Below are 14963 nucleotides of genomic sequence, written 5' to 3' on the forward strand. Positions count from 1 at the left end.
ATGGTTTCGACCACCCAGGTCACGTGGCAGCTGTCAGGCTTCGGCGACGAAATCGACGACGACCCCGCAGTCCAGATAGCCGTGCTGCAGGCCCTCGGCGCCAACCACATCGAGGTCCGCAGCGCATGGGGAACCAACATCGTGGACCTCAGCGACGGGCAGCTGCAGGCACTTGCCGCCCTCCTGGCAGATAAAGGCATGAAGGTCTCGGCCATTGCCTCGCCCATTGGAAAGGTGGACGTCAGCCTCCCGGTGGAGCATGAGGTGGAGCGGCTGCGCCGGGCAGTCAATGCAGCCAGGGTGCTGGACGCGAAGTACATCCGCATCTTCTCCTTCTACTACGGCGAGTCAGTCCAGGTGGACAGCATCCGGGATGACGTCATGGAACGTATGCGGGCCCTGGCCGATGTCGCTGAGGAAGCCGGCGTGATCCTCCTGCACGAAAACGAAAAAGACATCTTTGGGGACGTCCCGGACCGTGTGCTGGACATCATCGAGACCGTGGACTCACCAGCCCTGAAAGTGGCCTGGGACGCCGCCAACTTCGTCCAGGTGGGCGTCAAGCCCTTCGACGAGGGATACGCAAAGCTGCGGCCGCACCTGGAATACCTCCAGGTCAAGGATGCCCTCTTCGCCAACGGCCACGTGGTGCCTGCCGGCGAAGGAGACGGGGACGTCCTGAAGACCGTGGAGGCGCTCAAAGCCGACGGCTACGAAGGCTTCGCTTCCCTTGAGCCGCACCTGGCAGGTGCCCACGGCCTGGGCGGATTCTCCGGCCCCACGGCCTTCGGCATCGCAGCACGCGCCTTCGCCAAAGTCACCGCAGAAGCAGGAGTCCAGACCGCATGAGCACCTTGAACGCAGCCATCACCGGGTGCGGCGTCATTGGCCGCACCCACGCCGTAGCCCTCCGCGAATTCCCGGAAGTCCGCATTGTCGCCCTCATCGATGCCATCCCGGCAGCCGCCGAAGCACTCGCAGACTTCATCGAACAGCAGGGCGGTACACGGCCGGCCCTGTACACCACCCAGGCCGAGGCCTTCGCCAATGAAGACATCCACCTCGTGGCACTGGCGACTCCCAGTGGCCTGCACATCCAGCAAAGCCTCGAGGTGCTGGCGGCAGGCAAGCACGTGGTCATCGAAAAGCCCCTCGACGTGGACCTCAGCCGGGCCCAGGAAATCGAGGCAGCCGCGAAGGAAGCAGCCGGCAAGGGCGTCGTTGCCTCGGTCATCAGCCAGCACCGGTTCGACCAGTCCAGCGTGGCGGTGTCCCAGGCCATCGCCGATGGGCGCTTCGGCAAACTGACGTCCGCCATCGCCTCGGTGGCGTGGTGGCGCAGCCAGGGCTACTACGACTCCGGCGACTGGCGCGGCACGTGGGCGATGGACGGCGGCGGCGCCCTCATGAACCAGGGCGTGCACACCGTGGACCTGCTCCTGTGGTTCATGGGACGGCCGGTGGAAATCTTCGCGCACACCGCCCGCCTCGCGCACGAACGCATCGAAGTGGAGGACACGGCAGTAGCCACCGTGACCTTCGAGAACGGCGGCCTGGCCGTCCTTCACGCCACCACTGCCGCCTACCCGGGATTGACCGTGCGCGTGCAGCTCATGGGCTCCGAGGGCTCGGCCGTGGTGGACAACGACCGGCTGGAGTACTTCCACAGCAGGGCCGCAGGCGGTGCCTCGGCGGACATGGGACTCCAGGGCGGCGGCAACCAGGCGGAGGAAGAACTGGCCAAGTACCCCGAGGAAGACTACAAAGCAGCCGATCCCACCGTGTACCCGGCCGGCCACGTCCGTCAGTACCGGGACATCCTGGCCGCCATCGCCGGTGGGAAACAGCCCGGCGTAACCGTCAGCGACGCCGTCAATGCCCTGGCCGCGGTGCGTTCGGTGTACGTCTCGGCCACCCTCGGCCAGCCCGTCCTCTTCGAGGATGTCCTGGCAGGCAAGTACAACGACCTCGAAGTCCGCACCGGCACCGCGGCAGAAAGCGCCTGAGCCATGAAGTTTTCAGTATTTACCGCATCAACCCCCGAGTGGACCCCCGAGGATGCCGTCCAGCAGCTGGCCGGCCAGGGCTGGGACGGCGTCGAATGGCGCATCACGGACCAGGGCGACGCCCCCGAGCCCGGCTTCTGGGCCGGGAACAAAGCCACCGTGCCGCTGGCCGGAATGGAAGACCACCTGGACCGGATCGCCGCCATTACCAGCGACGCCGGCCTGGAGTTCTCCGGCATCGGCGGGTACGCGCGGTGCGACAACCACGGTGATGTGGACCGCATGCTCGCCGCCACCGCCAAGCTCGGAGCCGGCCAGGTGCGGGTGACCACGCCGCCGCTCGGAACCGCAGCCTGGGGCAACGAACCGGCCAGCGGCACCCCGTACCCGGAGCTCTTCGCCGCTGCCCGCCGCGATTTCGAATGGATTGCCGAGCGGGCGGCGCACCACGGGGTGAAGGCGCTCGTGGAGCTGCACCACCGCACCATCACCGCATCGGCATCATCGGCGCTGCGGCTCCTGGACGGCCTGGACCCCCGGCACGTCGGCGTCATCCATGACCTGGGAAACCTGCTGATCGAAGGGCAGGAGGACTACCTCCCCGCCTTCGAACTCCTGGGCGATTACCTGGCGCACGTACACGTGAAGAACGCGGTGTGGGTGGACAGCGGCGAGACCGACGAATCAGGGGCAGCCATTTTCAGGAACGAGTGGGCGCCCCTGCGCGCGGGCCAGGGCAGCGTACTGCAGTACTTCAAGGCGCTCGCCGCCTTCGGATACGACGGCTGGGTGACCGTGGAGGACTTTTCCACTGAGCTGCCGCTGGCCGAACGAACCGCCGGGAACCTCGAGTACCTCCGCGCCACGGCCGCCCTGGCTGGGCTCAATGTCGCAGCCGGGAGGCGTTGAGCCATGGCGCAGACCATAGCGGACCACCCGGACCGGCTCCTGCCCGCCGATCCCGGGGTCCGGGACATTGCCCGCGCGCTCTTCTCCCGGGTGGAAGGGCTCCCCATCATCTCCCCGCACGGGCACGTCGACGCGGCGGTCATCGAACAAAACACCCCGTTCCCGGACCCGGCCGCACTCCTGGTCACTCCGGACCACTACGTCACCCGCCTGATCCACGCCGGCGGGGCGACCATGGACCAGCTGGGCCTGGGCAACCAGCCGGCAGACTCGCGGCAGGTGTGGCGGCACTTCTGTGAAGCATGGCCCGCCTTCGAGGGAACCGCCTCCGGGTACTGGATCCGCCAGGAGTTCGCCCACGTCTTCGGCCTGGCCGAGGAACCGTCCGGCCAGAACGCGGACCAACTCTACGATGCACTGCAAGCCAAATTGTCCGAGCCCGGTTTCCGGCCACGGGAATTGTTCAAGGAATTCAACATCGAGGTGCTCGCCACCACGGATGATCCACTGGACTCACTGGACAGCCACGCTGCGCTGCAGGCGGACCCCGCCTTTGCAGGCCGGGTGCTGCCCACCTTCCGGCCGGACCAGTACTTGAACATGGCACATCCGGCCTGGCAGGAGAACGTGGAACGCCTCCTCGGCTCTGCGGGGGAGGGTGCCACCGGCTACGCCGGGTACATCAAGGCACTTGAGTCGCGGCGCCGGCACTTCGTGGAGCGCGGCGCCGTCTCCGCCGACCACGGCGTGTTCACGCCTGCCACCCTGAAACTGGACGACGGCGAGGCCGAGCGGCTTTTTGAGCGCGGCAGGACGGGCCAGGCGAGCGCCCGGGACAGGGACGCCTTCGAAGCCCACATGCTGTACCAGATGGCCAGGATGTCGGTGGAGGACGGGCTGGTCATGACCATCCACCCGGGCTCCTTCCGGAACCACCACGCACCCACGTTCGAGGCCTTCGGCGCCGATACCGGGCACGACATCCCGGTGGCGGTGAACTACACCGAAGCCATCCGGCCGCTGCTCCAGGACTTCGGGACCGCCAAGGACTTCCACCTGGTGCTGTTCACCCTGGACGAGACCGTCTTCTCCCGGGAGCTGGCCCCGCTGGCCGGGTTCTACCCATCGGTGTACCTCGGTGCGCCGTGGTGGTTCCTGGATGCCCCGGACGCCATGCTGCGGTTCCGCTCGGCGGTGACGGAGACGGCTGGCTTCTCGCGGTCCTCCGGGTTCATCGATGACACCCGCGCCTTCTGCTCCATTCCGGCCCGGCATGACACCGCCCGGCGAATCGAGGCGTCCTTCCTGGCCAGGCTGGTTGCTGAACACCGGGTCACCGAGGAACGGGCGCACGAACTTATCGTGGACATCGTGGACGCGTCACCCCGGCGGGTGTTCAAGCTGTGAACGCCGCGCCGCTGGCACTCAACCGCAGCCTGAAGCCGCTGCCCAAGCCTCCGGTGCGCATCGTGCACCTTGGGCTGGGGGCGTTCCACCGCTCCCACCAGGCCTGGTATACCCAGCACGCCCCGGACGCGGCGGAGTGGGGGATCGCGGCGTTCACGGGCCGCCGCCCCGACGCCGCGGCAGCGCTGTCCCGCCAGGACTGCCTCTACACGCTGGTGGAACGGTCGGCCGGCGGGGACAGCTTCGAAGTCATCGGCAGCATTGTGGAAGCGGTGGACGGCGCCAACACCGCACGGCTCTGCGAGCTTGTCGCGGCGAAGGAGACGGCGGTGGTCACGCTGACCATCACCGAGGCGGCCTACGGGCTGGCCGCGGATGGAACGTTCGACGCCGGCACTCCAGGCGCCGCGGATGACCTCCGGGCGCTGTCGGCAGCAGCGTCCGGGGAGGCCGGAGTGCCCGGCACGCCGCTGGGGCGCCTGGTGTTGGCCCTTGCCAGGCGCCGGGACAGCGGCTCAGGACCCATCGCCGTCGTCAGCTGCGACAACTTGTCCGCAAACGGTGAAGTTGCCCGCCGGGCCGTCCTGGGACTGGCCTCCGGATGGGGTTCCGGGCTGGCCGGGTGGATCGAGGCGAACGTCAGCTTTGTCAGCACGTCCGTGGACAGGATTACGCCGCGGACCACCGAGGCGGACATCGCAGAGGTGGAAGAGCAATGCGGTTACAGCGACAATTCGCCGGTGGTGGCTGAACCTTTCCGGAACTGGGTACTCAGCGGGGACTTCCCGGCCGGGCGTCCCCGCTGGGAGGAGGCCGGCGCCGTCGTGGTCGGTGACATCGAGCCCTATGAGAACCGGAAGCTGTGGCTCCTCAACGGCTCGCATTCCATCCTTGCCTACGCGGGACAGCTCCGCGGGCATGCCACCGTGGCGGACGCCCTGGCAGACCCCCTCTGCCGGAAAGCCGTGGAGGACTTCTGGGACGAGGCAGCCCACCACCTGCAGGGGGAAGGACTGGACATCCCGACGTACCGCCGGGCCCTGCTGGAACGCTTCGGAAACGAGCGCATCGCCCACCGGCTCGCACAGATCGCGGCCGATGCCACCACCAAGCTGCGCATGCGGGCGGTACCCGTGATGGCGGCGGAACGGGCCGACGGCCGCAGTGGCGCAGGCAGCGCTTTGATGCTTGCCGCCTGGATTGACTACGTCACCGCGGGAAACGACTTCCAGGATCCGCTCGCCGCCGAAATCCAGGCTGCTGTGGCACTTGACGGCACCAATCGGGTGCAGGGTTTGCTTCGCCTCGTCAGCGCTGCCCTCGCAGAGGACCCTGGCGTCGTCGCCCTTGTTTCCCGGCTGCTCGGATCCTTCGCAACGACCCCGGCCGCCACCCCTGCAAGTACCTGAAACCCGCTTTTACTTCCGGAAGGAACAGTTAGTCCCATGAAAATCATTGCCGCCGATGTGTTCGTTACCAGCCCCACCCGAAACTTCGTGACCCTCCGGATCACCACGGACGACGGCGTGACGGGCATCGGCGACGCCACCCTGAACGGCCGCGAGCTCGCCGTCGCCGCCTACCTGAAGGAGCACGTCGCGCAGCTGCTCATCGGCAAGGACCCGCACCGGATCGAGGACACCTGGCAGTTCCTGTACCGGAGCGCCTACTGGCGTCGTGGCCCGGTCACCATGGCGGCCATCGCCGCCGTGGACATGGCGCTTTGGGATATCAAGGGCAAGGTTGCCGGGCTTCCCGTGTACCAGCTGCTGGGCGGGGCGTCCCGGAACGGGCTGCGCGCCTATGGCCACGCGTCCGGTTCGGACATCGAGTCGCTGTTCGATTCCGTACGGGAACACCTGGAACTCGGCTACAAATCCATCCGGATCCAGACCGCCATCCCGGGGATCAAAGCCGTCTACGGCGTGGCTGCCCAAGCGCAGGCGTCGGGGGAACGGTATGACTACGAGCCCGCCGGCAGGGGAGCATTCCCGCAGGAAGAGGACTGGGACACCCGCGCCTACCTGCGGCACCTGCCCACGGTCTTCGAGGCTGTCCGGAACGAGTTCGGCCCCGAGATCCCGCTGCTGCATGACGGACACCACCGGATGACGCCCATCCAGGCCGCGAAACTGGGCAAGGCACTGGAGCCCTACGACCTGTTCTGGCTTGAGGATTGCACCCCGGCGGAGAACCAGGAAGGCCTGCGCCTGGTCCGCCAGCACACCACCACACCGCTGGCGATCGGTGAAATCTTCAACACCGTGTTCGACTTCCAGACGCTGATCAAGGAACAGCTGATCGACTACGTCCGGGCAGCGTCCACGCACTTCGGCGGGATTTCGCCGCTTAAGAAGGTCATGGACTTCGCGGCGCAGTACCAGATCAAGTCAGGCTTCCACGGCCCCACGGATATTTCCCCCGTGGGCTTCGCCGCGCAGCTGCATGTGGGCCTTGCCATCCACAACTACGGCATCCAGGAATACATGCAGCACTCGGACAAGACCAACGAAGTCTTCGAGCAGTCCATGACCTTCACTGACGGCTACCTGCACCCCGGCGACAAGCCCGGCATCGGCGTCGAATTCAACGAGGAAGCCGCCGCCGCCTATCCCTACCAGCAGGCGTACCTGCCCTACAACCGCCTGGTCGACGGCACGGTGCATGACTGGTGAGGCTGGCCGCGACTGGTAAGGAAAGCACCCGATGAGCAAGATCCGAATCATCGTCATGGGCGTCTCCGGCAGCGGCAAGACCACCATCGGCGATCTCGTGGCCCGCGAACTGGGCATCCCGTTCCTGGACGGCGATTCCCTGCATCCTGTGGAAAATGTCGCCAAGATGGCTGCCGGCACGCCCCTGACGGACGAGGACCGGTGGCCCTGGCTCGCAACCGTGGGTGCCGAGCTTGCCAAGGCAGGCGACGGCGGACTGGTCCTCGCCTGTTCGGCCCTTCGCCGCAGCTACCGCGACGCCATCAGGGAACAGGCTCCGGACACCATTTTCCTGCACCTGAATGGCAGCAAAGAGGTCTTGAAGGCCCGGACGGAAGGCCGCACCGGACACTTCATGCCTCCCGCGCTGCTGGACTCACAGCTGGCCACCCTGGAACCGCTGCAGGAGGATGAACGCGGGGTCGTTGTGGACATCGCCGCGCCGGTTCCGGACGTGGTGGCCCAGGCACTCAAGGGGATCTCCGCCGTCGTACCTTCACCCAAGGGAACCCATGGCACTGCTTCCCGGCGGTTCGACGTCGACCTTGCCGCCGCGCCGTTCAATCTCGACGCCGACGCCATCGCCTGGGTGGAGGCCACCCTGGGTGCCATGACGCTCGAGGAAAAGATCGGGCAGCTGTTCATCAACCACAACAACGATTACTCACCCGAGTACCTCGACGGCGTGCTGGACACGTACCACGTGGGCGGCATGCGGTACCGTCCGGGACCTTCCGCGGCCGTGCAGGAACACATCCGCTACGCCCAGACCAGGACCCGGATTCCGCTGCTGATCGCGTCCAACCCGGAGATGGGCGGAGCCGGCAGCTGCGACGACGGCACTTTCGTCTCGACGCACCTCCAGGCCGGCTCGCACCCGGACAAGAATATTGCCCGGCAAATGGGGCAGGTGGCCGGGGTGGAGACCGCGGCGTTGGGCTGTAACTGGGCTTTCGCGCCGATCGTGGACATCCACTACAACTGGCGGAACACCGTCATTTCCACGCGTTCTTTCGGCAATACCCCGGAAATCGTGGTGGAACGCGCCAAAGAATACTTCGACGGCATCAGCGAATCACCCACGGCCTGCGCCATGAAGCACTTCCCGGGCGACGGAATCGACGAGCGCGACCAGCACGTGGTCACCTCCTACAACACCCTCCCCTATGAGGAATGGGACCGGACCTACGGGCACGTGTACCGGGAAATGATCGCGCACGGAGTGCAGTCCATCATGGTGGGCCACATCGGGGCGCCGGAGGTTTCCCGGCGTTTCCGGCCGGAACTGTCCGATACGGAGATCCTGCCGGCCACGCTCTCACCCGAACTGCTGCAGGACCTGCTGCGCGGGGAACTAGGCTTCAACGGGCTGGTCCTCACGGATGCCTCGCAGATGGTGGGCCTCACGCAGGCGAAGAAACGCAGGGACCTGGTGCCTGCCACGATCGCCGCCGGCTGCGACATGTTCCTCTTCTTCCGGAACCCGGCCGAGGACTTCCAGTACATGCTGGACGGCTACAAGTCGGGCGTCATCACCGAGCAGCGGCTGCACGACGCCCTGCGGCGCATACTCGGCCTGAAGGCGTCGCTGGGCCTGCACCTCAAGCCTGTTGACCAGCTCGTGCCGCCGTCGGAGGCGCTTGCCGTCATTGGATCCGCTGCGCACCGTTCGGTGGCTGCGGAGATCGCCGACAAGACCGTGACCCTGGTCAAAGACACCGCGGGAAATCTGCCCATCACTCCGCAGACCCATCCCAGGATCCGCCTGTACGGAATCTCAGGCGGGTCCGATTTCACCCGCGCCGACCCGCTGGCCTACCTGGAGGTGGTCAAGGAGGAACTCGAGGTTGCCGGATTCGAGGTGTCCTTGTTCCGGACGGCTGAACAGCGCGAAGCGGCGGGGGAGACCGGGGTGAACTTCATGTCCATCATCTCCGAAGAGGCTACTGGGAATTACGCGGAGAAGTACGATGCTGCGTTTGTCTTTGCCAACGTCAAGGGCTTCGCGCAGGAGGCAGCCATCCGGATCAAGTGGTCATCGCCAATGGCGGCGGAAATTCCCTGGTACGTCACGGAGGTGCCCACCGTGTTCGTCTCCCTCAATCAGCCGAACCACCTGATCGACGTACCCATGGTCAAGACAGCCATCCACGCGCACACCGGGACACGGGAAGCGATCCGGGCTGCCGTGGAGAAGATCCAGGGGAAGTCCGAGTTCCAAGGGACGTTCAACGAGAACGTGTTCTGCGGGTCCTTCGACACCCGGCTGTAGGGGCTTTGGACTCTGGGGGCCTCGGGGTGTCCGTTTGTAGCCTCGAGGCATCCCTGGAACCAAGAGGAGGAGTGCCATGGGCGGCACAGCGGCGGGTCTCGGTGTCCGTTCCGGTCCACAATCCGGGCCTGGCCCCCAGCGACGCCGGCTTCGCGGTTTCCTTGCGGCCGCCGTCGCAACCGGTCTGTCCACGCATGGTCTCTTGCCGCGGGTCCTGCGGACATGGGGTGCCACCGGGCCTGAAAAGACTGCGCCGCTTCCGGGCGACGAACTGATTCCCGACGCCGACGACGTCTGGACCATGGCGGTTACCGTCGCCGCACGCCCTGGCCAGGTCTGGCCATGGCTCGTGCAGATGGGGGTGGACCGTGCGGGCCTGTACTCCTACACCTGGGTGGAGAACGGGTTGCTCCGCCTGGGCGTTAGCAATGCGGAGCGGGTGCATCCAGAGTGGCAGGACCTGAAGGTGGGAGACATCATCGCCTTCACACCTGGTGGTTACCCGGGCGGGCGGCGCGGGCCGCGTGTAGTGGACCTGGCTCAGGACCGCCACCTCGTCCTGGATTCCAGCCCGGGTGCCCCGCCCGGAACAGTGACCGGTACGTGGCAGTTCGTGCTGCACGACGCCGGCCCTTCAGGTACCAGGCTGCTGCTTCGGACGCTGACGGGCCCCGGGCGGCCACTCGGTCTTCGCGTGACGGACTTCCTGCTCCGGCCCGGCTACCTTGTCATGGACCGTGCCATGCTGCTTGGCGTCAAAAAGCGCGCCGAGGGCGGGGCACTAAGGAATCCGTCGCCGTCGACACTGCTCTGACCTCAGCAGGCCCTCAAGGCTCTGCCTGCGTGGCCCTGCCTGGCATCCCGGTTGGGGCGGCCTGCTCCGATAGCCAATGCAATGCCTCGCTCCGGTCGGTGAAGTAGGCCGTGGGAGTCAGCGACCGCTGGGAAAACGCGGCCACCACTTTGCCCGTGGGTCCGTCCCCGACCAGGGCGACGGCGGAAAACCCGCGGTAGGCGTTCATGCCGGCCCTGGCCTCCGGCGTCAGCCCGGCAACTCCCGCGAGATCCACCAGAACGGGCAGCATCAGGCCAACGCTGAGGCCTTCCAGGACCCGGGCAGCACGTACCGCAAGGTCGTACGTTATGTGGACGCCGGGGTTCCACTCCAACTGCAGCACGCCCCTATCGCAAGAGGCAGCAAAGTATTCGTTCATTCCCGTCCTGGATTCTCATTCAGCGCTTGTCTTCCGGACACCTGACTCCTTGGGCTTATTCTGCCTGATGGCTGCGACAATCGGTTGACCAGCGGTTATACCTGAGGCGTGAGCTGCACCGTCCGCTTCGCTGATGTGTAGTGAAGGCCTCCAGGCGTCCTGACCCTGGGCCGATCGTCCGGGGTTCCTTCCAGAACGCCCACGTCGGCTATTGGGCGGCAGTGGCCTTCCAAGGCAGGGGGCCGACGCGCAGTTGGGACAGGCCCGACGACGGTCCCCTGGCAGCACGCTGCGGCCAATACATCGTCTTGGGGAGGTTTTCAACGCATCGGGCCCACATGGGAAGATGTCGGCCTGAGCCGCTCAAGCACGTGGGCGGCACAACGTCGATATGTGGAGGTCATGTGCGCGCGATTGTCTTGGATGAGATAGCTGGGCCGCTGGCCGTCCGGGAGGTTGGAGAACCTGAGGTGCCGGTGGGCGGCGTCGTCATCAGCGTCGTTGCCACGGGGCTTTGCCGCAGCGACTGGCATGCTTGGGCCGGTCACGACGACATAGCGCTGCCGCACGTCCCGGGACACGAGTTCGCCGGAGTCGTTGCCAGTGTCGGCCCGGGAGTGACGAAGTGGACGGCCGGCGACCGCGTCACCGCGCCCTTCGTGGAAGGATGTGGCGGCTGCGAGTGGTGCCTCGCCGGCAATGCGCAGGTTTGCCCGCAGCAGCAACAGCCAGGCTTTACTCACTGGGGTTCCTTCGCCGAGCAGGTAGTAATCCACGCTGCCGACACCAACCTTGTGGCAGTTCCCGACGGGGTCAGCTTCGAGGCTGCCGCCAGCCTGGGCTGCCGGTTTGCCACCGCTTACCGGGCTCTGACCGGACGGGCCGGCCTCAACGCCGATGAATGGGTTACCGTCATCGGGGCAGGCGGCGTGGGGCTCAGCACCGTCATGATCGCCAAGGCCCTCGGCGGCAATGTGATCGCTGTTGACCGGAACCCGGCCGCCCTTGAGGTGGCTGCGCGCCTCGGCGCGGACCATGTCCTAACTGCAGCCGGTTCAGACATTCCAGCCCAGGTGCACGCACTCACGGGAGGGGGCCATGTCTCAGTCGACGCCGTCGGCAGCGAGCAGACGTGCGCCGACGCACTCCTGAGCCTGCGCCGCCGGGGCCGGCACGTCCAGATCGGGCTCCTGCCGCCGGTGGAAGGCCACCCCCGTGTGCCCATGGCGCGCGTGATCGCCTGGGAACTGGACGTCTTTGGAAGCCACGGGATGGCCGCCGCGGACTATCCCGGAATGCTCGCCTTGATTGAGTCGGGGGCACTTGAACCCCAGAAGTTGATCGAACGCGTCATTGGGATGGACGAAGCTGCCGAAATGCTGCCCCGGCTGGACACCGCGAAGCTCGCGGGCATGACGATGATCGATCCGACGCGCTGACGCATTCGGCGCGGACACCGGGCGGTAGGTCACGTTGCAGCGCCATCGGGGCACCTCCCGGAATGAAGAAAGGCCCTGCTTCTCTTTTGCAAGTGAAGCAGGGCCTTTCTACGTGGCGGTGACGGTGGGATTTGAACCCACGTTGGCTTTTACACCAAACAACATTTCGAGTGTTGCACCTTCGGCCGCTCGGACACGTCACCAACCTCAATAGGGTACCGGAGCAAGGCCTGCATCCCCAAAACGTGCGCACACCCAGCCAGTGCTCCGGCCCCCGTATTGATTGTCGTACCCCCTTGTCATGATGGGTTTATGGGGAAAGCGGCGGTGGTGAGGGCGTTTGGGGAGATCTGTGCTGCCCTGGCTGTGCTGAATGCTGAGGTGGACGGGGCTGGTGTGGAGCCGTTTTCTGCGGCTGATCCGTTGGCTGGTGTGGCGGCTGGGTGCCTGGACATTCTGGCCGGTGCCCGGGAGGTGGAGGCCGGGTTCGCTGGCCTGAAGGCCAGGGCTGCGGTTGGGTATGCGGAGAGCGCCGACGTGGTTGCGGGGCCGGATGTGCCGGTGCGTGCGCGGGAGATGGCGGTCGCGGCGGAGATCGGGTGCGTGTTGGCTCTGGGTCCGCGGGCCGCGTCGTCGTTCCTGACGGCCTCGCACGCCGTTGTTGCCACGTTGCCGCTGACCTTGTCGGCGTTGCAGGCCGGGGTGATCTCCTGGGGCCACGCGGTGGTGATGGCGGACGAGACAGCCTGCCTTGATGCTGCGGGGGCGGCGGCGTTGGAAGCCCATTTCCTGGACCCGGGCGCCGCGGACCCGGCGCGGGGCTGCCCGGTGGGTGCGTTGCCGGCGCACCGGTTCAAGGCCAAGGCCCGGACCTGGCGGGAACGCCACCACGCCGAGAGCATCGAGGCACGCCACGCCAATGGGGTCGCGGAGCGGCGGGTGGAGTTCCGGGCGGACCAGGACGGGATGGCCTGGCTCTCCGCGTATCTTCCCGCGGACCAGGCCCTGGCCGGGTGGAACCGGCTCACCGCGACCGCCCGGGGCCTGCAGGGCCCCGGCGAGGGCAGGACCCTGACCCAGCTCCGGGCCGACACCTTCGCCGACGCGATCCTCACCAACGGCACCGGCGCCAGCGACACCCGTGCAAGCGGCAGTCGCGGTTTGACCGAAGGCGCGAGCGGCAGCTCCTGCGGCGGTGCGGGTGCGAGTGGCAGCTCCACCGGGGGTGTGGGTGCTGTCCGGGACCGTGTGCTGTCGCCGGTCCGGGCGCAGGTGCTGGTGACGGTTCCGGTGTTCTCGCTGCTGGGCCTGACGGACGAGCCGGCGGTGCTGGACGGGTACGGGCCGGTTCCGCCGTCCATGGCACGGGAGCTGGTGGCCTCCGGGGCGGGGTCGTTTTACCGGGTGTTGGTGGACCCGCGGGACGGGGCCCCGTTGGAGATCGGCCGGACGAGTTACCGGGTGACAGGTCCGATGCGGGCGTGGTTGCGGATGCGGGACGGGAAGTGTCCGTTCCCGGGGTGCAGCAACAACTCCCTGGACAACGATGCCGATCACATCCTCGCCTGGGCCAAGGGCGGCACCACCGGAATCAGCAACCTGGGACAGCCCTGCCCGAAGCACCACAAACTCCGACACGCCACGGGCTGGAAACCCACCCCCGCCACCAAGAACGAACCACCCGGCTGGACCTCACCCACAGGCCGCCACTACCAAAGCGAACACCAAGACTGGGAACCACCACGATGGCCTCCGGGATGGTCCTCTGGATTTTTTAAAGGTGAAAGGTACCTGTCACGTGGGCAAAACATGACAGACGAAGAAATGGTGCCTAAAGAACTGCGCGTCGCCAGAGAGCGAAGCGTCCTCGAAGAAGCGCTCCTCAAGCACCTTGTCTCTTGACGCGATCAACCCGCCACGCGTCGTCGGACTTTCCCCGCCGACGCGCGTCCGGATAGATTCGTCAGCAAGATGACAAATTCACAGACTCCGATCCACGCCACCGCATACTGGACCACTGCAAAGGAGCATGGCGAGCTCAGGGCCGAGGACGTGCCCGCCCCGGGACCCGGTGAAGCGCTGGTCCGTGCCCTCTACTCCGGCATCAGCAAGGGCACCGAAATGGTGGTCCATGCCGGGGCAGTGCCGCCGCGGGTCGCGGAGGAAATGCGGGCCCCGCATCAGGAAGGCCAGTTTCCCGGGCCCGTGAAATTCGGCTACTTGTCGGTGGGAGTCGTGGAGGACGGGCCCGAAGGGTGGAAGGGCCAGCGCGTGTTTTGCCTGAACCCGCACCAGGACCTCTACGTTGTCCCGGTGGAGTCCCTGACCAGGATTCCCGACGACGTTCCCTCCCGGCGGGCGGTCCTCACGGGAACGGTGGAAACGGCGGTCAACGCCCTGTGGGAAGCCGGGCCAAGGCTGGGGGACAGGATCGCCGTCGTCGGTGCCGGGTTGGTGGGCGGAATGGTGGCCACGCTCCTGCGCACTTTCCCGCTGCAACGCCTGCAGCTTGTGGACCTGGACGCGGGGAGGAAGCAGCTCGCGGACGCCCTCGGGGTGGACTTCGCACACCCGGACGAAGCCCTGGCCGACTGCGACATCGTGTTCCACTGCTCGGCTTCGCAGGAGGGACTGGAACGCAGCCTGCAGCTGGTCGGCGATGAGGGTGACGTGATCGAAATGTCGTGGTACGCCAACCGGGAAGTCACTGTGCCGCTGGGGGAGGACTTCCACGCCCGGCGCCTGTCCATCAGGGCCAGCCAGGTTGGTGCCGTGGCACGCGCCCGGCGCCACCGCCGCACCAATGCCGACCGCCTGGACCTGGCAGTGTCGCTGCTCAAGGCCCCCGTCTTCGACGCATTCCTGACAGGTTCGTCCCGGTTCGAAGACCTGCCCGGCGTCGTCCAAAGCCTGGCGGACGGTACCTTGGAAGCCCTGTGCCACGTCGTCGAATACCCCGCCACCAGCCCAGCTGCCCACGACTCCGAAACCTTGAGGTAACC

12 protein-coding genes and 1 tRNA gene are annotated in these 14963 nt (G+C 66.6%); 11 read left to right on the forward strand and 2 right to left on the reverse strand.

Going from position 1 to position 14963, the window contains the following annotated elements:
* From J2T23_RS16500 to J2T23_RS16535, 8 genes are all read left to right on the forward strand, one after another.
* Complete coding sequence (locus J2T23_RS16500) at nt 1-849, forward strand: sugar phosphate isomerase/epimerase family protein (protein ID WP_141158153.1); 849 nt, start codon at nt 1-3, stop codon at nt 847-849.
* Entirely contained in the window at nt 846-2006 is a 1161-nt protein-coding gene (locus J2T23_RS16505) for a Gfo/Idh/MocA family protein (RefSeq protein WP_307361755.1), read from the forward strand. Before J2T23_RS16500 ends, J2T23_RS16505 begins: the two co-directional genes overlap by 4 nt.
* 3 nt (nt 2007-2009) lie before the next feature.
* On the forward strand, nt 2010-2915 hold the full coding sequence (locus J2T23_RS16510; RefSeq protein WP_307361758.1) for a sugar phosphate isomerase/epimerase family protein: 906 nt from the start codon (nt 2010-2012) through the stop codon (nt 2913-2915).
* 3 nt (nt 2916-2918) lie between these two features.
* A complete protein-coding gene (gene uxaC, locus J2T23_RS16515; protein WP_307361760.1) occupies nt 2919-4322 on the forward strand; it encodes a glucuronate isomerase in 1404 nt (467 codons plus the stop codon).
* Nucleotides 4319-5731 (forward strand): mannitol dehydrogenase family protein, encoded by a 1413-nt coding sequence (locus tag J2T23_RS16520; RefSeq protein ID WP_307361762.1) that lies wholly within the window; start codon nt 4319-4321, stop codon nt 5729-5731. The genes uxaC and J2T23_RS16520 overlap by 4 nt, the downstream gene beginning before the upstream one ends.
* A 36-nt stretch (nt 5732-5767) precedes the next feature.
* A complete protein-coding gene (gene manD / locus J2T23_RS16525) occupies nt 5768-6997 on the forward strand; it encodes a D-mannonate dehydratase ManD (protein ID WP_109044767.1) in 1230 nt (409 codons plus the stop codon).
* Between the two features lie 31 nt (nt 6998-7028).
* Nucleotides 7029-9308, forward strand: a complete 2280-nt coding sequence (locus tag J2T23_RS16530) for a gluconokinase, GntK/IdnK-type (protein ID WP_307361765.1) — start codon at nt 7029-7031, stop codon at nt 9306-9308.
* Between the two features lie 76 nt (nt 9309-9384).
* Nucleotides 9385-10122, forward strand: a complete 738-nt coding sequence (locus tag J2T23_RS16535; protein WP_307361767.1) for a hypothetical protein — start codon at nt 9385-9387, stop codon at nt 10120-10122.
* A 13-nt stretch (nt 10123-10135) separates the two neighbouring features.
* Here the strand turns inward: J2T23_RS16535 and J2T23_RS16540 are convergent, their stop codons facing one another.
* Nucleotides 10136-10486 (reverse strand): DUF7793 family protein, encoded by a 351-nt coding sequence (locus J2T23_RS16540; RefSeq protein ID WP_141180746.1) that lies wholly within the window; start codon nt 10484-10486, stop codon nt 10136-10138.
* A gap of 440 nt (nt 10487-10926) precedes the next feature.
* Here J2T23_RS16540 and J2T23_RS16545 point away from each other — a divergent pair, with 440 nt between their 5' ends.
* Nucleotides 10927-11961, forward strand: coding sequence for a zinc-dependent alcohol dehydrogenase family protein (locus tag J2T23_RS16545; RefSeq protein WP_141180747.1), 1035 nt, complete (start codon nt 10927-10929; stop codon nt 11959-11961).
* A 113-nt stretch (nt 11962-12074) separates the two neighbouring features.
* Here the strand turns inward: J2T23_RS16545 and J2T23_RS16550 are convergent.
* Nucleotides 12075-12164, reverse strand: a tRNA-Ser gene (locus J2T23_RS16550).
* Between the two features lie 109 nt (nt 12165-12273).
* On the opposite strand from J2T23_RS16550, the gene J2T23_RS16555 reads away from it, so the two are divergent.
* Nucleotides 12274-13863 carry an HNH endonuclease signature motif containing protein gene (locus J2T23_RS16555; protein ID WP_307361771.1) on the forward strand — a complete coding sequence of 530 codons (1590 nt, stop codon included), beginning with the start codon at nt 12274-12276 and terminating at the stop codon, nt 13861-13863.
* A gap of 69 nt (nt 13864-13932) precedes the next feature.
* Nucleotides 13933-14961, forward strand: a complete 1029-nt coding sequence (locus tag J2T23_RS16560) for a zinc-dependent alcohol dehydrogenase (RefSeq protein ID WP_307361773.1) — start codon at nt 13933-13935, stop codon at nt 14959-14961.
* The last annotated feature ends 2 nt before the right edge of the window (nt 14962-14963 follow it).

The organism is Pseudarthrobacter niigatensis (assembly GCF_030812615.1).
GTDB classification, from domain to species: domain Bacteria; phylum Actinomycetota; class Actinomycetes; order Actinomycetales; family Micrococcaceae; genus Arthrobacter; species Arthrobacter niigatensis.